The organism is Nodularia sp. LEGE 04288, from assembly GCF_963896525.1.
In the GTDB taxonomy this organism is placed as follows: domain Bacteria; phylum Cyanobacteriota; class Cyanobacteriia; order Cyanobacteriales; family Nostocaceae; genus Nodularia.
The window spans coordinates 17,532-39,978 of sequence record NZ_CAWQOY010000134.1; the positions used below are offsets into that span (position 1 = coordinate 17,532).

Genomic DNA, 22,447 nt, shown 5'->3' on the forward strand with positions numbered 1-22,447 from the left:
TTATGGAACATTCCCCTTTAGTTACTGTCATTATCCCTCTCTATAATTACGCCAATTATATAGCCGCAACACTTGACAGTGTATTTGCTCAAACCTATCGCCCGATTGAAGTTATTGTTGTGGATGATGGTTCAACAGACAACAGTGCGGAAATTGTGCGTGGTTATCCAGAAGTACAGTATTTTTATCAATCAAATCAAGGTGTGTCAGTTGCTCGCAATGTGGCGATCGCATCTGCTCAGGGTGAGTTTATCGCATTTTTGGACGCAGATGATCTCTGGAAACCAGATAAACTCAGTCTTCAAATTGCCTATATGCTGGAAAATCCTGATATTGGGATCACAGGTACAAAGGCGATAAATTTCTTAGATTCAAATACTCAACTTCCGCCTTGGCTGAGAGATGATCCCAGTTGGGAAGAGGTGAAACTGATCATTCCCAGCACAATGGTGGTTCACAAATCTGTTTTTAGTCAAGTTGGAGATTTTTCTGTTGATTATCCTGTCAGCCAGGATACAGAATGGCTATGGCGAGCCAAAGATGCGAAAATCCCCATGTTTAATATCAATGAAATCCTGACATTAAGACGATTTCATGGCTCTAATTTATCATGGCTGATGGCAGGATCTTACAAATCTGAGATGTTGAAAATGATCAAGCAATCGATCGCTCGTCAATCGCGCCAACCTCAATAAGCTAATGTATTTTATCCATGCCTTGATTAGTCCTTTGTCTTTTAATTGATTTTCTTAAAACACCTAAAATTTCCTGATTGTTGATAAAGGCATTGGCAGAAAGGTTATTATTATGAACCCTTTTGTAGAGAAGAACTTCAGGTATTACAAACATAGATATATTTTGGTCTTTTGCCCGTGCGAACCAGTCTACATCGCTGGCAATTGTTAAATTTGGATCAAACTGACCGATCAAATCAAAGACTGTTTTATATACTACTAAAGTACCTGGGATTCTGGCAACCTGTTCTTTTTGGAGCAGTTTTGATTTGAATCCGGTGGGGATAGGTTGTGTTGGGTCGGCTAAGATAAAGCAGGCATGAGCGATCGCAGCCTGCACTTCTGGATGTTGAATTAAGTAATCTACCTGTAATGCTAACTTGTTGGAAGTACAGTAGTCGTCATGATCTAAAAAGGCAATTATCTCTCCTTTAGCAGCATTTAGTCCGGTATTCCAGGCATCAGCTAAACCCTTACCAGTCTGGCGCAAGTATAAAACTTGAGGATAGCTCTTAGCGATCGCTGCTGTGCAATCGGTAGACTTGCCATCAATGACTAATATCTCAACTTTTGGGTAGGTTTGACCAACAATACTGTCGATTGCTTGAGCTAAATATTTTTCGCCGTTTTGAACTGCAATAATAGCACTAACCAAGGGCTGACTCATTATTTTCCTAAAAGCAAAGATATTTCCTTAATTTAGCTCAGAAAACTCCTGAAGTAGATTTCCGCATTATCTTCAGGTTCGTATCCTAACAGTTTTTGAGCATTGCTGATGTCCCAATAGCGGCGGGTGTTGCCAGAAACAGCATAAAAAATCTGAAAACCAAGATTGTCATGCTCTAGCGATCGCCTAACTATTTGTGCTAAATCTCTAGAACTGCACCAGTTTGATAATATCCGATCATTGGGAGCATAAATTTTCGGTTCAGTGTGAAACCAGCCAATCCGCAAACAGATCACCGACATCCCATAGCGATCGCTAAAATATTGTCCTAAAGCTTCACCAAATGCTTTCCCCACTGCATACAGAGAATCAGGACGCACAAGCTGTTCAGGGGTAATGTGAGATTCCTGTTCCACTTCCCGCCATCCTGAAACATAATTGGTGCTGGCATAGATAATTTTTTTGATTCCCGATTGACGGGCGGCTTCAAATATGTTGTAAGTCCCACCGATACCACTACTATAAACATCTTGCCAAGGTTGGTCAACATTAGGATTTGCCGCTAGATGAATTACCGCGTCCACACCACCCATGACTTTAAGAACAGCTTTAAAGTTAGTGATATCCACACGACGGAAATCTTTGGCTTGGGGAACGTGACGGCGATCAATACAGCGAAATTGATAATCACCATTCAGTTCATGCTGTAGAGATGTCCCAATGTTTCCAGCAGCACCGGTTAATAAAATCAATTTCTTTGTTGTCGATTCACGGGTTCTCAGAAAGTCAAACATAGTAGTGCTGTCGCCTCCTCAAGATTCTTTGTTTAAAACTCTCTGTTTTGCACGCTCTCGATCTAGCTTGGCTTTGATCAGGTGTAGTCGTTCATTTGCGTATTGACGTGCTGTAATTCCATTATTGCTTTCATGTAGCCGCCGGTAATAGACCACATCTGGAATTGTAATTTGTTGAAGTTGATGTTCCATCGCCCAGATATACCAACTAATATCAATACCTGTTTTGAGATTGGTGTCAAACTTTCCCACTCTCAAGAAAGGCGATCTTTTGATTAACATAGCAGTAGAAAGATGCGCCGCAATTGGTTTTTCTGGGCAGCGAATCCTGCTTTTAAAGTTTTCATCTAGTTCGGGACTATAAAAATTTTGAGCATAGCCAAAGACTGCTTCTATATCTGGATGAGTATCAAAGACCGCCATTTGTTTTGCTAGTTTGTCCTTAACCCAAATATCATCAGAATCGAGAAAGGCGAGAAATTCACCATTGGCTACTGCAATTCCGGCATTTCTAGCAGCACCGATCCCCCCATTGGTTTGATAGTGATATTTCAGGGGATAGCTTTGGGCAATTTCGCCACTGCGATCGCTCGATCCATCATCGATCACAATCAACTCGATGTTAGGATAGGTTTGCTCTAAAACACTTTCGATAGCTTCAGCTAAATAGCGCTCTCGATTATAGCAGGGAATAATGACGCTAACTAAAGGTAAATTCATCAGATTGATTTATATACTTCGCTTGTACAAAAGCTGTTAAGAAAGTAATCAGCCGAAAGTTTCTGTCTGGTTTCACAGGACTTAAGATACTGATGTGTCTCCCAAATTAATGCCGTATCCAATGCTTTTTCTGCCGCCTCTTCTAGAGTATGGAAATACATCGGATATTCTTCACCTAGATATTCTTTGACAGCAGGAATAGGATTAACTAGTATTGGTGTAGCACGGGCAATGCATTCGATAATTGCATTATTTACACCAGAGTCATACAAATCCACAAAGGCGATATTCATCGACAGCAGATCATCATAGGCATCGTCGGGAATATGTTCAATAACAGTTGTATTCTCAACATAAGCTGGATCAACTTGAATTTTATAAATCCTCCCTTCAATTTTCATTAGTTGATCTAATATTTTTTCTGATGATTCAAACAAAAAACCTAATCTGACTTTTTCGTAACCAAGAGAGTTACCTTTAGCTAGAGGTAATTGATAAATCGAATGTAATTTCCGCAACCACCAGCCAATCTGCACCACTTTTTTCTGAGGATTGGCAATAAATTGATTAAAATCAAATTGTTTTTCGGGAATCTCCGTGGGATGGATTAATACCGAAACTGGTTTACCTGTTTCTTTCCTCAGCCAATCGCCATAATAGTGAGATAGTGCAAACAATCCCACGCAATGAGGCAAACTATCTTGCCAAATTTGCTTCTCAAATAGTTTTTGGGGCGATCTGTGATAATGGAACCAGATGGGCATCCTGTGGGGGTTGTGCATAAATCCCACCCAAGGAGTTTTATAAGGTACTATACCCTTTTCTTCTGAGTCCGCTAAACTATCGAAAACTTCATCAGCCCGCATTTTTGCTAATATCCGGGGCGATCTTCTACCAAAGTGATGATGTTGAAAAAGAAATTGATTTTCTAGAAAGCCATCAAACAAAACACCTTGGGGATTGTGTAAAGAACTTAGCGCTTGAATTGCAAAATTCCAACCACTACGATGAGGAGCAAAAACTCTTTGTTGTCCGAGATTAATTTTTCCTGTGGCTATACTTGGTGTTTTTTTAGTAGAAAAATAAAGATTTTCTGCTTTTTTATCTGGAATAATTTGTGTGTAATTACTAGGTTTTCGCCAGCCCAAACATTGATAATAAAAAGAAAGATCAGTGGCATCAAAGTCAATAGCTAAAGCTTGATCATAGTAATCCATCGCTTCTGCTGTCCGTCGTTGCTTGAGCATCAAATTGCCCAATTGTTGATAGGCAGGCAAAAAGTCTGGTTGCAGTATTAAGGTTTCCTGATAACGAGCGGAGGCATTTTCCAAGTCACCGCGCAGTTGCCAAGCATTTCCTAATTTAAATTGGGTGAAAGCTGGGTTGTCTTGGTTATTGTTTTTGTTTATTTCCAGATTCATAGAGTTTTGGCAATACGTATTCCCATAATACGCGGATGGGACGCACAAAGTAATACAGAAAAAATAATTGCTGAGGAAGTCTTAAAAATTGGCGATCGCGTTCATTCGGTACGCATAATCTCCTGATCAGAAAATACAAATATAATAAACTCATTGAAAGTCTTTGATCAAGTCCCCAAGGATTTAATGAACTATCTAGGGTTTTTAATGGTGAGATATACACTAAATACAGATTGCGGAAAGCCGATATTAGTCTACTTTCATATAATGCTTGGTGTAAAGTGCTATCTGTCTTACTCTCTAGAGAATTGAACAGTGCAATTTGTGTATCCAGGGATTTAATCTGAATAAATTTTGATACAATATGATCTGGTACAGAAATATTGAAGAGATTTTGAGTTATATAGATTCCCAGTAAAAATAGTTTCTCACACCGCAACTCTGAAGATAGTCGCAAAGTTAAGTGCCAATCTAAATCAGGATATGCTTGGATCACTTGGGCAAGATCACAAATTTGTTTAAGCGATCGCAACCATCCATAATCCTTAGCAATATTAACACTTTGAATAATTAACGCTATTTCTGGAATGAAACTTTTGATAGATTGACCCATCAGTGTCATGGGCTGACAATATTCCCAAAGGCGATCGTAATGGTTCGGGTTCCAAGTCCGTCTCGGTGGAATACCCCAATGTAAGTCAATACTACGTTTTGGGTTACTATGCAGCAATGATGGCTCAAATCTGGCGTTAAACATCTCTGCTTCAGAGGCTTTGTAAGACATAGAGATTTGCAAATTTGTCTCGAAGCCATCAATTTCAGCCTCCTCTGAGAAATTAGACTCATAGCCTTGACTCATTAAAACTGCTTTGGCTTGCCAAAAGTCCCGTCGCCGCACCAAAATATCAAGATCATTAAACTGGCGCAACGTCACATTACCATAAGCTGATGCTGCAAGTACCGCTCCCTTAAAAGCGATCGCCTCAATTCCTGACTTTTCTAATTGCGTCAAAATCCTTAACAGCTCTTTCGTTTGAGATAAATTATTCAATCCATTCATGCGATTGAGTGTTTGCAGTTGCATCATTACCGAGCGAGGGACATCATCAATTTCCTTCAGACTTTGATACAGCAGAGGCATTACACCCTGAGCGATGCTAATTTCTATCAATTTAGACCAGTTAAGATCATCTCTTAGTAAGTCCCTGACTTCGTTAACAGTTGTCGTGTGAAAATGGAACTTGAGACAAGCAAGTAAAGCGATTACTTCCGGAGATAAACTATTTTTAGGAGTTTCAGATATTATCTTATCCATGATTTCATTACACAAAAAAAGCCGATTTCAGAATTATGATAAATCTTGTGGGGTGGGCATCCTGCCCGCCCTTGCGTACCTACTCAAATCAAATGTGCTGTATTATCGATAATTTTTAGCTTGGGTTGTAAATAAATCAGCATATTTACCATTGAGAGACATGAGTTGATCGTGAGTTCCACTTTCAACAATCTCGCCCTCATGCAACACATAAATTCGATCTGCTGTTCTCACAGTAGCCAGTCGATGGGTAATTAGCAAAACTGCGCGATCGCCCATGATTTCTCGAAATTTCTGGAATACCGCCGCCTCTGCATAAGCATCCATACTACTGGTCGGTTCATCTAATATTACTAACTGAGCATCTCGCAAAAAAGCACGCGCCAGGGCAATTTTCTGCCACTGACCACCACTCAATTGTTCTCCGCCCTTAAACCATTTACCTAACAAAGTTTCATATTCTTGCGGTAACTTCTTAATAACAGAATCAGCACCTGAATATTGAGATGCTTCCATAACTTTTGGTGAATCAGGTGATAAATCAATATTACCGACCCAGATATTTTCCTTGGCTGTGAGTTGATAGCAGGTATAGTCTTGAAAAATTACACTAATCTGACGCTGTAAATCATTGATAGCAAAGTCTTTAATATTAACTCCATCAATAGTAATACTACCGCTAGTTACATCATAAAGACGACAAAACAATTTCACTAGGGTAGTTTTGCCAGAACCATTTTCACCAACCAGTGCCACCACTTCTTTAGGGGCAATTTTCAGATTGACTTGTTTAATTGCCTTCCTAGACGAATTTTGATGTTGAAAGGTCACATTCTCAAAAACAATACCCTTTTGCATTTTAGATGGAACTGGCTTGGGCTGCATAGTTTCATACATCCCATTTGGGAGAGATAGAAAATCAAATATATCCGACAGAAATAAATTATTTTCATGCAGTCCGCCTAGACTAGCAATCAATTCTTTGAGTCCATTTTGTCCCCTCTGAAATGCTTGACTATATAAAACTAAATCACCCAATTGAAACTTACCGTAAATTGTTTGATGAATAATAAATCCATAGGTTCCTATCATCAACAGCCCAGTACAACCCTGTGCAATTAATCGCATTAGAGATTGTCGGACTGTAATAGCAAGTTTCTCTTTAAATAGTTGTTGCCTAAATTGATAAAATCTTTGAATAAATACATCGCCTAAACCGAATAGTCGAATCTCCTTGGCAGGTTGATCTCCTAGTATTAAATGTCCAAAGTAGTTAGCTTTACGTTCTATTTCAGTTTGACGACGCTGCCATTTGTAGATAAATTTTGATTGCCAAAAGCGAATAAACATTGTTGGTATTGAAGCCACCAACAAAATTACAAATATCACCCAATTTAATGAGAGTAATAATCCAGAGATTACTGTCAAAGAAACAATATTTTGAAAAGCAGTAGTTAAATTGCTTAACATTCGGGTGGGGCGGTGTGGTGCTTCCCACTTAGCACGTTCCAAAATATCTTGTTTTTCAGGGCTTTCGTAGGATTCTAAATCAATGGCGATCGCTTTTCGGAAAATTGTTACCTGCATATAGTCTGTCACCCTCTGCGATAGGGTTGTAGAGCATATTTCGGCAATTACAGTATTAAAATTGATCCATAATATAACTGCCCCAGCATTGATGAGCAGAAAGGTAATATCTGCAAAAATCTGTTGTTTATCGTTAATGCTGATACTTACAGCAATGCGATCTACAATTAGTTTGATGATGTAAAGTAATACCAGAGGTAATATACCCTGAATTACATTTAAAATTACATTAGCAATCATCCAGTTTGGAGAACTTTGCCAAACTAGACTAATTGCACGTTTGATGTTTGTCATTAAGGCATCCTGGAAAAACTAAGCCACTATAAGCAGCTAAATACTACATATAGAGTCTCAGTGCGAGATTTTGAAAATCTTTATAGTTTCCCTTGTATTTTTGCCCTTCTATTTAGTCTTTATACTTTTTTAACAAATACCTCTAGCGGGGCGAACCATCGTTACGAATTACGACTTAATTGATATTGTTTCCATTTTTCATGCTGGCGCACTCTTTTTTCTTCAGTGAGGCTATCAAAACAGTGAGGACAAGACATACCTTCCTCATATTTAGAAGAAGTTTTATCTACCGCAGAAATGGGATGTCCACAACAAAAGCATCGTTCATGACTACCTGACTCTAACCCATGACGCACGGCTACCCGTTCATCAAATACAAAACATTCGCCTTCCCACAAACTTGACTCTGTGGGTACTGATTCCAAATACTTGAGAATACCGCCTTTGAGGTGATAGACTTCGGCAAAGCCTTGGGAAAGCATGAAAGATGAGGCTTTTTCACAACGAATCCCGCCAGTACAAAACAACGCGACTTTTTTGTGTTGATTGGGGTCGAGGTTTTGACTCACATATTCGGGAAAATCTCGGAATGATTTAGTTTGAGGATTTTGTGCCTTTTTGAAAGTACCGATATTAACCTCATAATCATTACGGGTGTCAATCACAATTACTTCCGGATCAGAAATCAAATCATTCCATTCTTGGGGAGTGACATAAGTACCCACTTGCTGATTTGGGTCAACTTCTGGTAAACCCATAGTGACAATTTCTGGTTTTAGCCGCACCTTCATCCGTTCAAAGGGCTGTGTTTCTGTGTACGACTCTTTATGTTCTAAGTCTGCTAAACGGGGATCAGCACGCAAAAATGCCAGAACAGAGTCAACCGCCTGACGCGACCCAGCAATTGTGCCGTTAATGCCTTCTGCTGCCAATAAAATTGTCCCCTTAACGCCTTGTGATTGGCAGTAAGATAGCAGAGTTTCGAGTTTTTCCGCAAAATCGGGCAGTTTGACAAATTTATAAAGGGCTGCCACCACTTGGATATTTTCTTGCTTCATTTCTTGAGCAATGATATAATCTTTAACTAAAGTAGCAAATGCTTTTTCTATTTTATGGGGGTTTAGCTCAGTTGGTAGAGCGCCTGCTTTGCAAGCAGGATGTCAGCAGTTCGAGTCTGCTAATCTCCACTATTCACAACGTTGAAACACTACAGACAGATTATTAGCTGGCATTTGGTAAGTTTGTTTCAGAGTCAGATACTCGGTACTAGCTGCTTCGATGACATCCTCCAAATTACGCACACCCCAGGCAGGATTTCGCTCCTTTAAAGATTGATCAAACACTGCATTACTCGGTGCAGTATGTTCCCCGTTTTGTTTAAACGGCCCATATAGATATAGTATTCCACCAGGAGGCAAAATTCGACCAGCACCAGCCATTAGTCCCAAACAAGCTGACCAAGGTGAAATATGAATCATATTGATATTAACTATAGCTACAATGGGTGAGTGAGGTAATGTACCTTGCTCTACTGCCCAAATTGGCGCACTAGCATCAATTTCCAAAGGCGGATAAAGATTATCTGATGGACATTCTTCAGCCCAAGCGGTGACACTAGCGCGTAATAACGGATTTTGCTCAGAAGGTAGCCATTCACGAGGCTGAAGACGGGGCGCAAAAAATACAGCGTGTTCACCCGTACCACTAGCCACTTCCAAGATAGTCCCATTCTCAGGTAACACTTGTAAAAGCACCTCTAATATAGGTTCACGATTACGTTGCGTTGCTGGCGCGTATTGTCGCGCATCCTCCGGTTTCTTCCTATCCAAATTTTTCCGTCCTTTGCGCCTCTGCGCCTCTGCGTGACACCAAATTCATATTCTCATCTGGAGAGTCACTTGCCTAAATCAATCAACTCCACCCAACCACCACTCAAATTTATTCCCCAAAGCTTTAACCCAGTTATACTGCAAATTTTCCGATGGTTATTGCCTGTGGTGCTACGTTTTCGGACTAGACCGTGGTTACCTGCTGGGATTGTCCAGATTGAAGCTGAGAATGTTGAGACATTAGCTAAACTTTATCAACAATTCCAGGCTGGCAAAATTCGCTTTTTGATTGCGTTTCGTCATCCAGAGGTAGAAGACCCCCTGTGTATGCTATATCTACTGTCCTACATTTTGCCTAAAGTTGCCCGTCAGCAGGGAATTAAACTGCAACAACGCACTCACAGCTACTTTCTTTATGACCGAGGGATGACTGTGTGGGCGGGGGATTGGCTGGGGTGGTTATTCTCTAAAGTTGGGGGTGTCCCGATTCGTCGTGGTCGGCGAGTAGATCGACAAGCTATTCAAACAGCAAGAGAGTTGTTTAGTAATGGTGAAATGGCGATCGCAGTCGCACCAGAAGGAGGTAATAATGGTCATAGTGAAATTGTCAGTCCTTTAGAACCCGGTGTGGCTCAATTAGGGTTCTGGTGTGTAGAAGATTTGCAAAAAGCCAATCGTTCTGAGACTGTGGTGATTGTGCCGGTTGGTATTCAGTATAATTACATTGAGCCGCCTTGGTCAAAACTGCATTGGCTATTAACTAAATTAGAAGCTGATAGCGGTTTGGAACCTGTAGATCAATCTGCGACTCCAGAAATTTACTATCAACGCCTTTGTCGCCTGGGTGAATATTTGATTACCGAGATGGAAGAGTTTTATCGCCGTTTTCATCATCAAGACATCCCCAAAACCATATCGATTGATGAATCTGCGAGTCCTAATGAGATTCTAATTGCCAGATTACATCGTTTAATGGATAAAGCTTTACAGGTTGCTGAAGCATATTTTGGAGTGCAAGCCCAAGGAAATTTTATTGATCGTTGTCGTCGTTTAGAGGAAGCTGGTTGGAATTACATTTACCGCGATGATATAGCAGATATCAATGCTTTGTCACCCTTCAAACGCGGTTTAGCAGATTGGGTTGCGTCAGAAGCAGATTTGAAGATGCAACATATGAGAATAGTGGAAAGTTTTGTGGCTGTGAGTGCTAATTATATCCAGGAGAAACCGACGGCGGAAAGGTTCGCAGAAACAACATTATTAATGTTTGATCTGCTATCTCGTATTCAGGAGTCTACTCTCCCCGGAAGGCCTCGCTTAGGTTTGAGGAAGGCGATGATTACTGTCGGTGAACCAATTTCTGTGACTGAACGCTGGGAAAAATCTCAAGGCGATCGCTCTGCAACTCGTCAAGCTGTGAATGCGTTGACAAAAGACTTACAAACTGCATTGGAAACGTTAATTAGTCATTAGTCATTTTGATCATGCCAGACTGAGGACTCCCGGTAGCAGAGTAAAAATGGGGTTTTTGGAGAAAAACCCCGTCTTTCAATCGGAAATTTGGAGATTACCGCCTAACCTGTTAATCGTCTAAATCCATATCTGAATCGTCATCGTCATGATCATAAGGAATATCATCAAGCTCAATCATCTCAGAGATTTCTTCTACTTGACTCAGACGCTGAGATTCTTGAGCTTCACGCTCTATGAGACGACCATTTGACTTTAGCCATTCTAGCAAAACAAACTCATTACTAGTACGAATTACAGTGGCTCGTTGGTTACGAGGTTCTTCACTCAAAGGGCCGTTAGGCATACAAAAAACTCACCTTTAATGGTAAAAACTAGAGTGGCTGGAATTGACACTCCCCGGCGTAAACGCACGGGGATTCTTGGATCTAAGACATAACTTGCTCATGCAGGTTTTCACCAACAAGAGTAGAGGTGTAAATTATAGTAGACATCTTAGCCTTGATTTACTTGCCCAAATCGCATATCTCAAAACTTAGATTTTTCCACTGGCATTTCCTAGTTATCTTGGCTACAATACCAGTACAATTAACCCTATAGGATGTGACCAACTATAGTATCTAAGCAATAGAAACAATTATGCTTACTCATTATAAGTTAACAACACTCTAAGTATAAATCAGGTTTAGCAAGAAATACTGTTATTCTGAGAATTCATATTTTTTCGAGAAAAATTCGGATTTGCTCGGAACCTCGACGATGTATGAGTTCTGTCAAGTTCGTTTGAACACTTAATTAAACCCGAAATACCGCCAAATATAGGCTTGATATCCCCTCCTGGCTGGCGCTTAGGAGTTGGGAATGGGTTACTAGTACCGCCGTGAAGTCAAAAGTCAAAAGTCAAAAGTCAAAAAGCTTATAAAATGGGCTTTTCATGGATTTTGAATGGTCTGTTTATTTACGCCAACTTGTACTAGATTGTGGTAATCGTCACTAATTAACCGGACTTTATATGACTTTGGGCGAATAGATCACAGGTAAGAGTGATCACTGCATTATGGAGGAAACTTGAGTCAGAATCAACGAGTTCTTCACCGTAATAACATTTTAACTGGTAACAATTTGAATAAACAAGGTTAGTAATAATGCCTGAACGTAAAGCAAATTTTTTAATTCCTGCTGTTGGTGCTACTGTACTCGTGGCGGGAAGTGTAGCTGCTTATATATATTTTAAAGGACCATCTGGAGATAGTTCCAGCGCTTTAGGCAGTGCTAAATTAGTCCCTTCTACAGCACTTATGGCAACTTACATTACTACTGACCCCCAAGCCTGGGCGAAATTGGAACAATTTGGGACTCCAGAAGCGCAAAAGCTACTAGCGAAAGGGTTAGAAGATTTTCAAAAAGATTTTTTTAGTGCAAGTAATATTTCATACGAACAAGATTTAAAGCCTTGGGTTGGGGGTGTGATGGTGGCTGTACTGCCGCCTAATCCGACTAAACTTGCACAATCGAATCAGCCTAATTCGGTGAGCAAGGGACAGCCAGAATCTAATATCTTGATGGTAGTCGGTATCAAAGATAAACTTAATGCCTTGACTTTTGCCAATAAATTAAAATCAAAAGCAGGTATCAAAGTTCAGGAATCTGATTACAAAGGTGAAAAAATCACAGAAGTTACAGAAAATGGCAGACTGACATATAGTGCTGTTTTAAATAATAATCATTTAGTATTAGCTCCTGAAAAGCAAGCTGTAGAAAAGGCTATTGAAACTTTCAAAGGACAGCCCTCTTTCGCTAGTCAAGAAGGTGCAAAAAAGATTCTCACTGCTAACGCAGATGTGAAAAATATTCTCGCTCAAGTTTACATCCCAGACTATGCAGGAATGATGGAAAAATGGGTAGCTGCAAGTCCACAGGCTAGGCAATTACCACCACAAACGCTGAAACAATTTAAACAAGTAAAGTCTATAGTGGCGCGTGTTGGGGTTGATGAGCAGGGAGTGCGGATGAAGGCGATCGCTAATTTAGATCCGCAATTGAACAAATTCGAGTATAAAGCAAGTCCGGCAAAAATAGTTGGTCAATTACCCTTGGATACCTTTGCTTTGATGACTGGTCATGGGATTAACCGGAGTTGGTCAACCATTGTAGAACAGTCTCAAGATGATCCAGGATTTAACCAAATATTACAACAGGTACGGGGGCAACTGAAGTTTGTCAATATTGACCTAGATAAAGACATTTTTGGGTGGATGGATCAAGAATTTGCCTTTGCGGCTATTCCATCGAATCAAGGTATGTTGGCGAATTTGGGGTTTGGAGGAGCATTAGTATTAGAAACGAGCGATCGCCAAACTGCATTAGCCACTTTGAGCAAACTAGATAACCTCGCCAAAACTCAACAAATCAACGTTACCAACAAAAATATCGGCGGTAAAGATGTAACTGAATGGCAAATGCCCGGACAAGGAACCTCATTATCTCATGGTTGGCTAAATCAAGATACCGTATTTTTGGCAATTGGTGGTTCCGTAGCTGAAGCGATCGCCACGCAAAATACTGCCAAACTCGATAGTAGCGACAACTTCAAAGCTGTAACTGGTTCACTGCAAAAACCCAATGCTGGTTACTTCTATGTAAATGCAGACAAAACTGCGTCCCTAGTCAATCAATTTGTGGCACAAAGACAACCTCTGCCCTCCGAGGCTAACACAGTCCTGAGTTCCATTCATGGTTTTGGTGTCAGCCTCACCAGTCCCGACAAAACTATCGGTCAATTGGAGATATTATTGGCTCTGAAACCGAAAACTGCTCAGTAGGGGATTTGGGGATAAAAAACTCCCCAATCTCTACAAAACCTGAGTATTGCGAGATTCCAAAGTCTCAGACAGTCTATTCAAAGCCCCAGTTAATCTTTCCTGCGCTAGGACATTGGGATCTGGTGGTGCGGTTTCTTCTGCGACTTCTTCTTGTCTTTTAAATCTTTGTAAAGCCCGCACGGCTAAGAAAATGATCAAAGCAATGATCAGAAAGTCAACGATCGCCCCGAAAAAACTACCAATTTTGATTCCTGTCCCCACAGTGATTGTTCTCCAATCTTCGCCCTTTACAGCAACCAAGGGATTGATCAATGGCATAATCACATCCCCAACAAAGGAAGTGACAATCCGACCAAAAGCAGCACCAATAATCACAGCGATCGCCAAGTCTAAGACATTACCTTGCAAGGCAAATTCTTTAAAATCTCTGAAAAAACCGTTGGCTCTTTTTCTTGCTCTGGCCATACTTGACTCTCAAGAATTGTTGTAATTTTTCACTTGCGCCAGATTTGGCTAAGTTATCGGAATATTACAAATCTAAGATCCAGAGAACATCCCACCTTGGCCAGAATAAAAAATTAAATGTCTAGTGACAACCAAATCAAGCGATAGACTAGCCTGCAATAATTAAGTCATAAGTGAAATAGTCCCTTCAACGCAAACTAAAAAATTTATGACTGCTGCTGCAACAACAACTCCTGGTTTAGCCTCTCGTTTGGTCAATGGTATCCTGGCTATCAAACCTTTAGCCAATCTCGCCAAGTATCAAGCTAGGCAAATGATGATTAAACGCGCTGAAAGAATTGGCGTTCCTTGGACAGAAGAAGTCAAAACCTTACAGGCGCGTGATTGGACACAAGAATTAGCTCAAATACAAAATTCTCAAATCTCTTATCCAGAATACTACTTCCGAGCATTCCATGCCTACGAAGATGGAAACCTCAGTTGGCAACCTGCTTTTGAGTTAGAAGTGGCTGCGAGTACCGTCCATGCCGGAATTTGGCCGGATGCAGGAGCAAAAGGAGATGCTAAACTGCGTCAAAGTTACCACGATATTCTCACAAAGTCCCTTCCTCATAAACCACAAAATATCCTCGACTTGGCCTGTGGTGTGGGTTTGAGTACCTTTAGCTTGCAAGAAGTTTATCCCCAGTCTCAGATTACAGGTTTGGACTTATCGCCTTACTTTTTAGCTGTTGCTAATTACCGCGCCCAACAGCGTCAAGCTCAAATTAATTGGCTTCATGCCGCAGCTGAATCTACTGGGTTACCAGATGCTTCTTTTGATTTAGTTTCTATTTTCTTAATGTTCCACGAATTGCCCCAGTCAGCAACCAGAAATATTTTTGCCGAAATCCGGCGGGTGCTGCGTCCTGGTGGTCACTTGGCAATTATGGACATGAATCCCCAATCGGAAATCTACAAGAAAATGCCCCCCTACATTTTGACGCTGCTCAAAAGTACTGAACCTTATTTAGATCAATATTTCGCTTTGGACATTGAGCAAGCCTTAGTTGAAGCTGGTTTCCAAGCGCCTACTATCACCAGCAACACCCCTCGTCACCGCACTGTGATTGCTCAAGTAAGTAGCTGATTTATTTATGGTTATATTCTCCCCTCTCCTTGATCAGGAGAGGGGTTGGGGGTGAGGTTCTGTATTTGATGACTGCAACGCATCACACCATCTTAATATCGCGGCGCGTATGGCTGTAGGGGCAGAATCAAGCTAAATCCTATATACGCGCTAACACTGGCTCAGATTGTACTGCACTGACAGTATTTGCATCCGATTCTGTGCAGTAAATTTCACAAGAGTTATTGGGACTTTCGATCAGTTTGATTTTGTAAAGCGTACCTCCCAATTCCTGAATAGGCGATCGCAGTAAATTACTAATGTAAAGTGCGATATTCTCAGCAGTGGGTACAACTTCGGCAAAGAACGGGATATCTTTGTTTAAAAAAGTGTGATCGAATGCTTCTAGCACATAGTCTTCAATTGCCTGATTTAAAGCCCCTAAATCCACAATCATCCCGGTGCGTGGATCAATTTCTCCTTTCACAGTGACTTCTAGATGATAGTTATGTCCGTGACCATGAGGACGGGCGCACTTACCATAAATTTGCGAATTTTCTTCGTTACTGAGTTGAGGATGAGCCAACCGATGGGCGGCGCTAAAGTGAGTACTGATGGTGAGGTAGGCTTCCATTCCGTTTCCTATATAATCTGCCCAAAGTTCAGGATGTTCAAATAACTGCACGCGGACTAAGGGTAAATGCGGTACTAAACGCTGCCAGATCACCCGTGCAATATTTTCAGTCGTGGGTAAAGTTTCTTGAAATTCTGCCCACACATCATTGAGGTAAGAATAGTCTAATTGGCTGGTAACTTCGTGCTTAATTACGTGTTTCACATCAGACAAGTTGAGTACCATGCCATATTTATCCAATTCTCCAGCCAGGGAGATAAATAAAACATAGTTGTGTCCATGTCCGGGAAATCTCGAACAAGCACCAAATTTTTCAGTATTTTCGGCTTCGCTCAGTTCTGGTAACCAATAGCGATGGCTAGCCGAAAACTGAGCGCGGCGATTAACAATACATTGCATGAGTATTATGTAAACAGAGCTTAAAATTTCTTAAACTTTCACTATATTCCAGCATAAACTAATTTCTTTACCAGTGGTGAGGCTAAATTCGTAATTACCTCCTGACCGAATTTGCTCGTAGTTGCGCTTTAGCGCTAACGAATTTGCAAACCACGATGATTTACTGATTTTCCACTAACCATTAACTTACAGATTCTTGTACCTCGTAGTGCAATCTAGCAGCGATCCGGAATAATTCTTGTCCTGTATGCAAATAACGCTCATCGTAGCTCAAAGGAAAGTAAGCTAACTCTTCTACACCATCTGCGACTTGACTCAGACTATGGTACAGATAAGCTGCGGCTCTGGCTAAACTGGGGGGATTTGGGAGAGAACGAAAAGTAAGTTGGGCTTGCTTCAAGTCATCTCGACAGGTGTTTAAATATTCTTGAAATTCTTCTAATAATTCATCATCAAAAGGGTCGGCGGCTAGTTCCTCAATTTGATCGTCTAGAGAATTAAGAATATGATCAAGTAGCTCATTGACTGGTTGATAAACTAGGCGCAGCCATTCTTCAACGTGTTCATCAGCATCACGTCCGGTTCGTGTTGTCTGGTAACGTTTTTGAGCCGATGCTGCACGCTGTTGATAACTACTATTTAATTTTTGGGAATCTTCTTGCAGTTTTTGGTCATAGCTGAGACGATTTTGACTGTCTCCTAAGACCTCATAAGCTGCATTGATCCGAATAATCTGCTCTTTATCTGCTGTTTGCTGATTGCTGTCAGGGTGAAACAACTTTACCAAGCGGCGATAAGATTGCTTAATCTCCGCTTGGCTAGCATTGGCATTAACTTTGAGCGTTTCGTAGTGGTTAAAAACCTGTTTAAAATCGACCATTGATCTAATTTGACACTCCCTGCGATAAATCGACGGGGATTCTTGGTTCAACGAAACCACTTAACCTAGAGTCCTTGCGTCATCTAGACCAGAGGTGGGATTCTCCCCAAGCGTTAATTCGGGTATGCCCTACCCTATTTGCATGAGTGCAAGTCCTGTTTTGTTTGAAACAATTGGTTTCAAAATTCCGAGTCGTCTAGCCCCTATAAATCTTTTACCTACTGCTAGGAGGAAACTAGAAAAATGCAGTAGAACCGCATAGATTTAATTATCTTGGCGAAGCCTCTCCCTTTGGGAGAAGGTTCAGTGCTTTGTCTCTCGACAGCTAGGTTTTTTAAGTGGTTGATTACCTTTCCACTATTATGAGTATAGCAGCATATTGGTACACTAATCAATTAAAAGCCGTTGTAGAACAACGGGGAACCTTAAACCCAATTTTTCGGTAACGTTAGCTGATACTAGCGGCTACTTTAGCTTCCAAGTCTTGGAACAAAGGTGTACTTAAATATCTTTCTCCAAAACTGGGCTGAATCATGACTATTAAGCGTCCTTCATTTTCTGGACGTTGGGCAATACGAATGGCTGCACATAAAGCTGCACCAGTGGAAATACCAGATAGTAGCCCTTCTTCTCTGGCTAAACGCCGACCATAGGCGATCGCTTCGTCATCGCTGACGGTAATCACTTCATCAATCAGTTCTACTTTCAGAACTTGAGGTACAAACCCCGCCCCAATTCCTTGAATTTTGTGGGGGCCTGGTCGCCCTCCCGATAATATTGGGCTATTGGTTGGTTCAACAGCGATCGCTTGAAAACTCGGTTTCCGGACTTTGAGAATTTCCGCTACACCAGTAATCGTACCACCAGTACCCACACCTGCCACAATCATATCTACCTGTCCATCTGTATCCTCCCAGATTTCCTCGGCTGTAGTTTCCCGATGCACTTTCGCATTGGCTGGATTGCGGAACTGCTGCAACATATAAGAATGTGGCGTAGTATCAACTATTTCCTGGGCGCGCCGAATTGCCCCACTCATGCCTTCAATTCCCGGTGTGAGTTCTAATTCTGCCCCATAAGCCCGCAACATCGCCCGGCGTTCCCCACTCATAGTTTCTGGCATTGTCAAAATTAACCGATAACCCTTAGCTGCTGCGGCCATAGCTAAAGCAATACCTGTATTTCCCGATGTTGGTTCTACCAATAAGGTTTTTCCCGGAGTAATCAACTTTTCTGCTTCGGCGGCGTTGATCATGCTGACCCCAATGCGGTCTTTGACTGATGCCGATGGGTTCATGCTTTCGAGTTTCACAAGTATTTGAGCCACACACCCTTCAGCTTGGGGGATGCGGTTCAACTGTACTAGAGGTGTCCGACCAACAAGTTCTGTAATGTTACGCGCAATCTTCATAATTATTCCTTATTTATTTAGTTATCAGTCAACAGTCCAAAATACTTGGGACTAAATGTAGTACATAATATCCAATTGGCGGCGAGAATCTCTTTTTTCACAAAGATCATGAAGTGTGTAGTTTTGTAAAACTAAGTTTGCCGCCTGACAAGCTTCTTGCCAGATTTCTTTGATCACAGAAGTATCTATACTTTTGGGATTGGCATCTTCTTCACAGGTTCGCACATCTAGCCCTTCCAAACATTCTAAAACATCGAAGACTGTAATTTTCCAGGGTTCGCGCGTCAAAAAATAGCCCCCTTTGGAACCACGTTGACTTTTGACTATACCTCCGCGCCTCAAGGTCGCCAGTAACTGTTCCAGATAGCGGTCGGGTATGCTTTGTTGGGCAGCGATTTGGCGAATTTGCATCGGTTCGCCGCTTTGATAATGAGTGGCCATCTCGATTAAGGCAAGAATGGCGTATTCAGATTTACAGGATAGTTCCACAAGCAGCAATATAAGTAAAGGATCAAGAAAAAGTTAAACAGACTTATCACTCTTAACTTTTTCTAGTATACTCCGGTTCTCCACTGGGGTTTGTTCTTTACTTTGATTTACAACAAAAAGCCCCGCGTAGTCGCGGGGCGTAATGAAGTTTAAGTTGAAAATTTTGAGCAGATTTGCAAAACTCTAGAAGGTGAAGGTTGTTCTGAGAGTACCGATAAATGCATCGTCGTTGTCGCTGTTCTGGCCGGGATTGCTTACCCAGACTACCCCAGGAGTAACTGAGACGTTATCAGAAACGCGATACTTGTAGAAGCCTTCAACTTGGTATGGAACTTTGTTAAAGCCAGATTGGATACCGCGTGCATAGGGAACAGCACCACCAAAGATACCTAAGACATTACCTCTCTTACCAAAGTCAGGTAAAGCTACGCCAACACCGTAACTCCAAACTTCGCTATTGTCGTTAGCACCAAAGCCATTGACATCGGTGTAGGAGACAAAACCGCTCAGGGACAATCTGTCACTGGGTCGGAAGGCTGCGGAAACACCGTAGGAATTAGTGGCGAATGGGTTGGGGCTAGTATTGACTCTATCGATACCGCCAAGGTTAGCGATGGAAGTACCTACGACAGCAGAGCTATTTGTGCCTGAGTCAAAGATAGTGCTACCTGCACCATGATAACCGTGAACATAGGTTGCAGCTAGAGCCAAGCGATCGCCAAGGCTAAAGTTCAACTGTCCGAGAGCGCCGTAGTTGCCGTTGAATACACCAGCGCCATCGTCTGGATTACTAGCTTCTGACCCCAAGTAACCTACAGTTAATGAGCTAGGTCTGAGGATACCGCCACCTTGACCAAAGGGTAAGGTAAAGGCAAGACCTGCACCACCACCGACGCGATAGATGGGATTTTCCGAAGCAAAGGTAGTTAAAGCACCGTTACCCCCATCAGTTCCGTCAGCAAAGTAGGGGTTGTTAACTGCTGCATAATGGCTGTGTTTACCACCGTTAGCCGCGAGGTAAACTTGGGCTGGTCCTATAGGTGCTTGGTAGGTTAATCTGTCGATCTCAACGTTGTTGCCACCAGTATTATTGATGTTAAAGGTTTGTAGACCTTCACCACTTGGCGCACCTACACCAAAAGGTGTAGCAGTACCCAGATCCAAGGGAGTTGCATTACCAGAGACCAAACGGGTGGTCAAAACATCACGACCTGTGAAGCTGCTTTGCAAGCCTAAACGCACTCTGTTTTGGAAAACAGTGTTATTGTTGTCACCAGCTGTATCACCAAAGGCATCGGTAAGAGCAAAAATTGCTTCACCAGCCAGCTTGGTAGTAGTGGAGAACTGATTTGCCTCTAATTCAGCAGTCCGCGCTTCTAGGGAATCTACACGACCCCGTAGAGTTGCCAATTCTGCGGAAAATTCTTCTTGTAGACGCTGTAAGGTAGCTAAATCTTGTCTGGTCACCATGTCAGCTGTGGCTGTGGCGATCAATTCGTTAACTCTATCCAAACAGGCGTTTAAACCAGCAGCAAATTCGTAACGGGTTAAAGCCCGGTTACCGCGATAAGTCGCATTTGGGTAACCAGCAATACAACCGTAGCGCTCAACTAAGGACTGCAACGCTTGGAATGCCCAGTCTGTCGGTTGTACGTCAGAAAACTGGGAAACCGATGTGACTTGAGACAGAGTAGTATTTTGTTTGCCTTCGGTGCTGTAGCTATTAACTTGGTTAATAACATTAGTATCGTTGGTTGCTTGAGCAAAGATTTCTGGCTGTTGAGCAACTTCAGTAGCGGCTTGTTGTTCAGTTGCCGAAACTTCAATGGTGGTACTAGGAGCTGCAACTGCTGCGGCCGAAACTAACAATGTTGCTCCCAAGACTGCTGGGCTAACTACCAGGGATTTCCACAAGATATTAGACATCTTCACTTTTTCCTCACACCTTGTATAGATAATTGTTGTTGTTGCACTTAGTCTCAAGAATCCAACAATTGTTAAACTCTTTTGATGAGGCATAGTTGCCACTACTACAATTTTAGTTTTTGCCAGGCTAATAACTGATTAACTTAAAAGTTAAGAATTAAATTAATGTGATTAACTAATGCAAAAACACAGCTTCTTAGCATACCATTATAAGGCATCTGAAGTATATGGCAACATATGAGCGATCGCTTGATTAACTGTCACATACAACATCTTGAAAACATGAGACGATCACAGAATTTATATGTTCCCAGTTTTTTTGAATTTGTGATCTCGCCCATAATTAGGGTTTTTCATCCCCAAATTTTTAGCTGATTAGAGAAATTATCTCAGCTACTTCAAAGTCCTTTTGCGTTAACCCACCTGCATCATGTGTTGTCAGGTTAATAATGACTTTGTTATAAGAAATTTCTATGTCTGGATGATGCCCCGAAGATTCAGCTGGTTCTACTAGTTTATTTACAAATTCAATGGCGGCGATAAAATCTTTGAATTTGCGGGTAGTCTGCAACTTAGAACCCTCAACTGTCCAACCTGACAAACGGCTGGCTTGTGCTTGAATTTCTGCATCAGTCAGTAGTTGCGCCATCAGAAAAAATTCCTATTTACATCTTTGCTAAATCTTGCACTGCATAATGCTAGCTATTTATACACAAAAAATATGTCGGGATCATACCCAACTTTAGCTGCTATGAATGTGCAAAATTTCTAATTGTTTAAAAAACTTTCACCTGATTTCTCTATCAGCTTTACACAGAAACCATTGATCAATCCAAAAATACCCCTAAAAGACTATCCGCTCTGATTTAGATCAGTTGATCTAATATCAGAGCGGTCTAGCGGGTCTTCAGGTTGCAACCAGACTGCCGGAAGGAACTCCGAACTCTAGCCTAGCTACTTGAGCTAACTTAATCTCACAAGGAGACTAAGGCTAACTTTTAGAGAACAGCCCCGGCACACAGCCGGCTAACTGCAACCTGATGACCCATGCTTATACTACTTTCTATCATGGGCATCACCTCCTTGTTGCCTAAGCGGTCTTAGTTTTAAAAGGGCAGAGCATCTTGCTCCGGGTTATTAACCTGAAATCAATATAACACAGAAATTTTAGTTGGATAGATAAATAAACCCCCGCCTGGTGGCGGGGGCTGAATAAAAAATGGGGAATGAGATTTTTATCTTAGAGTGCGTTACCGCGAGGTAGAACTTCCTCTGGGAAGACAAACTGTTTGTGTGGCTGATCTTGAGGAGCCATCCAAGCGCGGATACCTTCGTTCAACAAAATATTTTTGGTGTAGAAAGTTTCAAACTCTGGGTCTTCTGCTGCCCGTAATTCTTGGGAAACGAAGTCATAAGCCCGCAGGTTCAGTGCTAAACCGACAATCCCAATTGATGCCATCCATAAGCCAGTGACTGGCACAA

At 41.6% G+C, this 22,447-nt stretch carries 20 protein-coding genes, 1 tRNA gene and 1 pseudogene; 5 read left to right on the forward strand and 17 right to left on the reverse strand.

All coding sequences use genetic code 11. The annotated features are described in order from the left end of the window. The first annotated feature begins 2 nt into the window (after positions 1-2). Positions 3-695, forward strand: a complete 693-nt coding sequence (locus AACX33_RS18510) for a glycosyltransferase family 2 protein (RefSeq protein ID WP_194002791.1) — start codon at positions 3-5, stop codon at positions 693-695. 1 nt (position 696) lies between these two features. Here AACX33_RS18510 and AACX33_RS18515 read toward each other — a convergent pair whose 3' ends face one another. The 7 genes from AACX33_RS18515 to trhO form a co-directional block, all read right to left on the reverse strand. After that, complete coding sequence (locus tag AACX33_RS18515) at positions 697-1,401, reverse strand: glycosyltransferase (protein ID WP_194002793.1); 705 nt, start codon at positions 1,399-1,401, stop codon at positions 697-699. 32 nt (positions 1,402-1,433) lie between these two features. After that, the gene (locus AACX33_RS18520; RefSeq protein ID WP_194002795.1) at positions 1,434-2,195 is read right to left on the reverse strand and encodes an NAD-dependent epimerase/dehydratase family protein; all 762 of its coding nucleotides are present in this window, start codon (positions 2,193-2,195) and stop codon (positions 1,434-1,436) included. Between the two features lie 18 nt (positions 2,196-2,213). After that, positions 2,214-2,915: a glycosyltransferase family 2 protein gene (locus tag AACX33_RS18525; RefSeq protein ID WP_194002797.1), complete on the reverse strand. Its 702-nt coding sequence runs from the start codon at positions 2,913-2,915 to the stop codon at positions 2,214-2,216. Further along, entirely contained in the window at positions 2,915-4,336 is a 1,422-nt protein-coding gene (locus tag AACX33_RS18530) for a tetratricopeptide repeat protein (protein WP_194002799.1), read from the reverse strand. Before AACX33_RS18530 ends, AACX33_RS18525 begins: the two co-directional genes overlap by 1 nt. Continuing rightward, the gene (locus tag AACX33_RS18535) at positions 4,308-5,651 is read right to left on the reverse strand and encodes a nucleotidyltransferase domain-containing protein (protein ID WP_194002801.1); all 1,344 of its coding nucleotides are present in this window, start codon (positions 5,649-5,651) and stop codon (positions 4,308-4,310) included. The genes AACX33_RS18530 and AACX33_RS18535 overlap by 29 nt, the downstream gene beginning before the upstream one ends. 102 nt (positions 5,652-5,753) lie before the next feature. Continuing rightward, positions 5,754-7,532 (reverse strand): ABC transporter ATP-binding protein, encoded by a 1,779-nt coding sequence (locus AACX33_RS18540; protein ID WP_194002803.1) that lies wholly within the window; start codon positions 7,530-7,532, stop codon positions 5,754-5,756. 161 nt (positions 7,533-7,693) lie between these two features. Then, positions 7,694-8,590 carry an oxygen-dependent tRNA uridine(34) hydroxylase TrhO gene (gene trhO / locus AACX33_RS18545; RefSeq protein ID WP_194002805.1) on the reverse strand — a complete coding sequence of 299 codons (897 nt, stop codon included), beginning with the start codon at positions 8,588-8,590 and terminating at the stop codon, positions 7,694-7,696. Positions 8,591-8,646: 56 nt separating this feature from the next. On the opposite strand from trhO, the gene AACX33_RS18550 reads away from it, so the two are divergent. Beyond that, positions 8,647-8,719 (forward strand) — tRNA-Ala (locus tag AACX33_RS18550). On the opposite strand, the gene AACX33_RS18555 is transcribed toward AACX33_RS18550, so the two are convergent. Next, positions 8,720-9,361 (reverse strand): DUF938 domain-containing protein, encoded by a 642-nt coding sequence (locus AACX33_RS18555; RefSeq protein WP_194002807.1) that lies wholly within the window; start codon positions 9,359-9,361, stop codon positions 8,720-8,722. Positions 9,362-9,430: 69 nt separating this feature from the next. On the opposite strand from AACX33_RS18555, the gene AACX33_RS18560 reads away from it, so the two are divergent. After that, positions 9,431-10,834 carry a 1-acyl-sn-glycerol-3-phosphate acyltransferase gene (locus AACX33_RS18560; RefSeq protein WP_194002809.1) on the forward strand — a complete coding sequence of 468 codons (1,404 nt, stop codon included), beginning with the start codon at positions 9,431-9,433 and terminating at the stop codon, positions 10,832-10,834. A gap of 109 nt (positions 10,835-10,943) precedes the next feature. Here the strand turns inward: AACX33_RS18560 and AACX33_RS18565 are convergent, their stop codons facing one another. Next, the gene (locus tag AACX33_RS18565; RefSeq protein WP_194002811.1) at positions 10,944-11,177 is read right to left on the reverse strand and encodes a DUF3134 domain-containing protein; all 234 of its coding nucleotides are present in this window, start codon (positions 11,175-11,177) and stop codon (positions 10,944-10,946) included. 799 nt (positions 11,178-11,976) lie between these two features. On the opposite strand from AACX33_RS18565, the gene AACX33_RS18570 reads away from it, so the two are divergent. Beyond that, positions 11,977-13,653, forward strand: coding sequence for a DUF3352 domain-containing protein (locus tag AACX33_RS18570; protein WP_194002813.1), 1,677 nt, complete (start codon positions 11,977-11,979; stop codon positions 13,651-13,653). Positions 13,654-13,683: 30 nt separating this feature from the next. Here AACX33_RS18570 and mscL read toward each other — a convergent pair whose 3' ends face one another. Next, on the reverse strand, positions 13,684-14,118 hold the full coding sequence (gene mscL / locus AACX33_RS18575; RefSeq protein WP_194002815.1) for a large conductance mechanosensitive channel protein MscL: 435 nt from the start codon (positions 14,116-14,118) through the stop codon (positions 13,684-13,686). A gap of 208 nt (positions 14,119-14,326) precedes the next feature. On the opposite strand from mscL, the gene AACX33_RS18580 reads away from it, so the two are divergent. Then, positions 14,327-15,247, forward strand: a complete 921-nt coding sequence (locus AACX33_RS18580) for a class I SAM-dependent methyltransferase (protein ID WP_194002817.1) — start codon at positions 14,327-14,329, stop codon at positions 15,245-15,247. A 139-nt stretch (positions 15,248-15,386) separates the two neighbouring features. Here the strand turns inward: AACX33_RS18580 and AACX33_RS18585 are convergent, their stop codons facing one another. From AACX33_RS18585 to AACX33_RS18615, 7 genes and pseudogenes are all read right to left on the reverse strand, one after another. Next, complete coding sequence (locus AACX33_RS18585; RefSeq protein ID WP_194002820.1) at positions 15,387-16,259, reverse strand: 6-carboxytetrahydropterin synthase; 873 nt, start codon at positions 16,257-16,259, stop codon at positions 15,387-15,389. A 181-nt stretch (positions 16,260-16,440) separates the two neighbouring features. Beyond that, a complete protein-coding gene (locus AACX33_RS18590) occupies positions 16,441-17,139 on the reverse strand; it encodes a J domain-containing protein (protein WP_194002822.1) in 699 nt (232 codons plus the stop codon). A 448-nt stretch (positions 17,140-17,587) separates the two neighbouring features. Beyond that, on the reverse strand, positions 17,588-18,550 hold the full coding sequence (gene cysK, locus AACX33_RS18595; protein ID WP_194002824.1) for a cysteine synthase A: 963 nt from the start codon (positions 18,548-18,550) through the stop codon (positions 17,588-17,590). Between the two features lie 51 nt (positions 18,551-18,601). Continuing rightward, a complete protein-coding gene (locus AACX33_RS18600) occupies positions 18,602-19,039 on the reverse strand; it encodes an Rrf2 family transcriptional regulator (protein WP_194002826.1) in 438 nt (145 codons plus the stop codon). 183 nt (positions 19,040-19,222) lie between these two features. Next, on the reverse strand, positions 19,223-20,965 hold the full coding sequence (locus AACX33_RS18605; RefSeq protein WP_194002828.1) for an iron uptake porin: 1,743 nt from the start codon (positions 20,963-20,965) through the stop codon (positions 19,223-19,225). A 367-nt stretch (positions 20,966-21,332) separates the two neighbouring features. Further along, a complete protein-coding gene (locus AACX33_RS18610; RefSeq protein WP_194002830.1) occupies positions 21,333-21,614 on the reverse strand; it encodes a 4a-hydroxytetrahydrobiopterin dehydratase in 282 nt (93 codons plus the stop codon). A 591-nt stretch (positions 21,615-22,205) separates the two neighbouring features. Beyond that, positions 22,206-22,447: pseudogene (locus AACX33_RS18615) on the reverse strand (photosystem II D2 protein (photosystem q(a) protein)); the annotation flags it as partial.

Bases quoted from the DNA above. Each gene is read 5' to 3' on its own strand.
- AACX33_RS18510 (WP_194002791.1), top strand. From the start codon at position 3: ATGGAACATTCCCCTTTAGTTACTGTCATTATCCCTCTCTATAATTAC.
- AACX33_RS18515 (WP_194002793.1), bottom strand. From the start codon at position 1,401: ATGAGTCAGCCCTTGGTTAGTGCTATTATTGCAGTTCAAAACGGCGAA.
- AACX33_RS18520 (WP_194002795.1), bottom strand. From the start codon at position 2,195: ATGTTTGACTTTCTGAGAACCCGTGAATCGACAACAAAGAAATTGATT.
- AACX33_RS18525 (WP_194002797.1), bottom strand. From the start codon at position 2,915: ATGAATTTACCTTTAGTTAGCGTCATTATTCCCTGCTATAATCGAGAG.
- AACX33_RS18530 (WP_194002799.1), bottom strand. From the start codon at position 4,336: ATGAATCTGGAAATAAACAAAAACAATAACCAAGACAACCCAGCTTTC.
- AACX33_RS18535 (WP_194002801.1), bottom strand. From the start codon at position 5,651: ATGGATAAGATAATATCTGAAACTCCTAAAAATAGTTTATCTCCGGAA.
- AACX33_RS18540 (WP_194002803.1), bottom strand. From the start codon at position 7,532: ATGACAAACATCAAACGTGCAATTAGTCTAGTTTGGCAAAGTTCTCCA.
- trhO (WP_194002805.1), bottom strand. From the start codon at position 8,590: ATGAAGCAAGAAAATATCCAAGTGGTGGCAGCCCTTTATAAATTTGTC.
- AACX33_RS18565 (WP_194002811.1), bottom strand. From the start codon at position 11,177: ATGCCTAACGGCCCTTTGAGTGAAGAACCTCGTAACCAACGAGCCACT.
- AACX33_RS18570 (WP_194002813.1), top strand. From the start codon at position 11,977: ATGCCTGAACGTAAAGCAAATTTTTTAATTCCTGCTGTTGGTGCTACT.
- mscL (WP_194002815.1), bottom strand. From the start codon at position 14,118: ATGGCCAGAGCAAGAAAAAGAGCCAACGGTTTTTTCAGAGATTTTAAA.
- AACX33_RS18580 (WP_194002817.1), top strand. From the start codon at position 14,327: ATGACTGCTGCTGCAACAACAACTCCTGGTTTAGCCTCTCGTTTGGTC.
- AACX33_RS18585 (WP_194002820.1), bottom strand. From the start codon at position 16,259: ATGCAATGTATTGTTAATCGCCGCGCTCAGTTTTCGGCTAGCCATCGC.
- AACX33_RS18590 (WP_194002822.1), bottom strand. From the start codon at position 17,139: ATGGTCGATTTTAAACAGGTTTTTAACCACTACGAAACGCTCAAAGTT.
- cysK (WP_194002824.1), bottom strand. From the start codon at position 18,550: ATGAAGATTGCGCGTAACATTACAGAACTTGTTGGTCGGACACCTCTA.
- AACX33_RS18605 (WP_194002828.1), bottom strand. From the start codon at position 20,965: ATGTCTAATATCTTGTGGAAATCCCTGGTAGTTAGCCCAGCAGTCTTG.
- AACX33_RS18610 (WP_194002830.1), bottom strand. From the start codon at position 21,614: ATGGCGCAACTACTGACTGATGCAGAAATTCAAGCACAAGCCAGCCGT.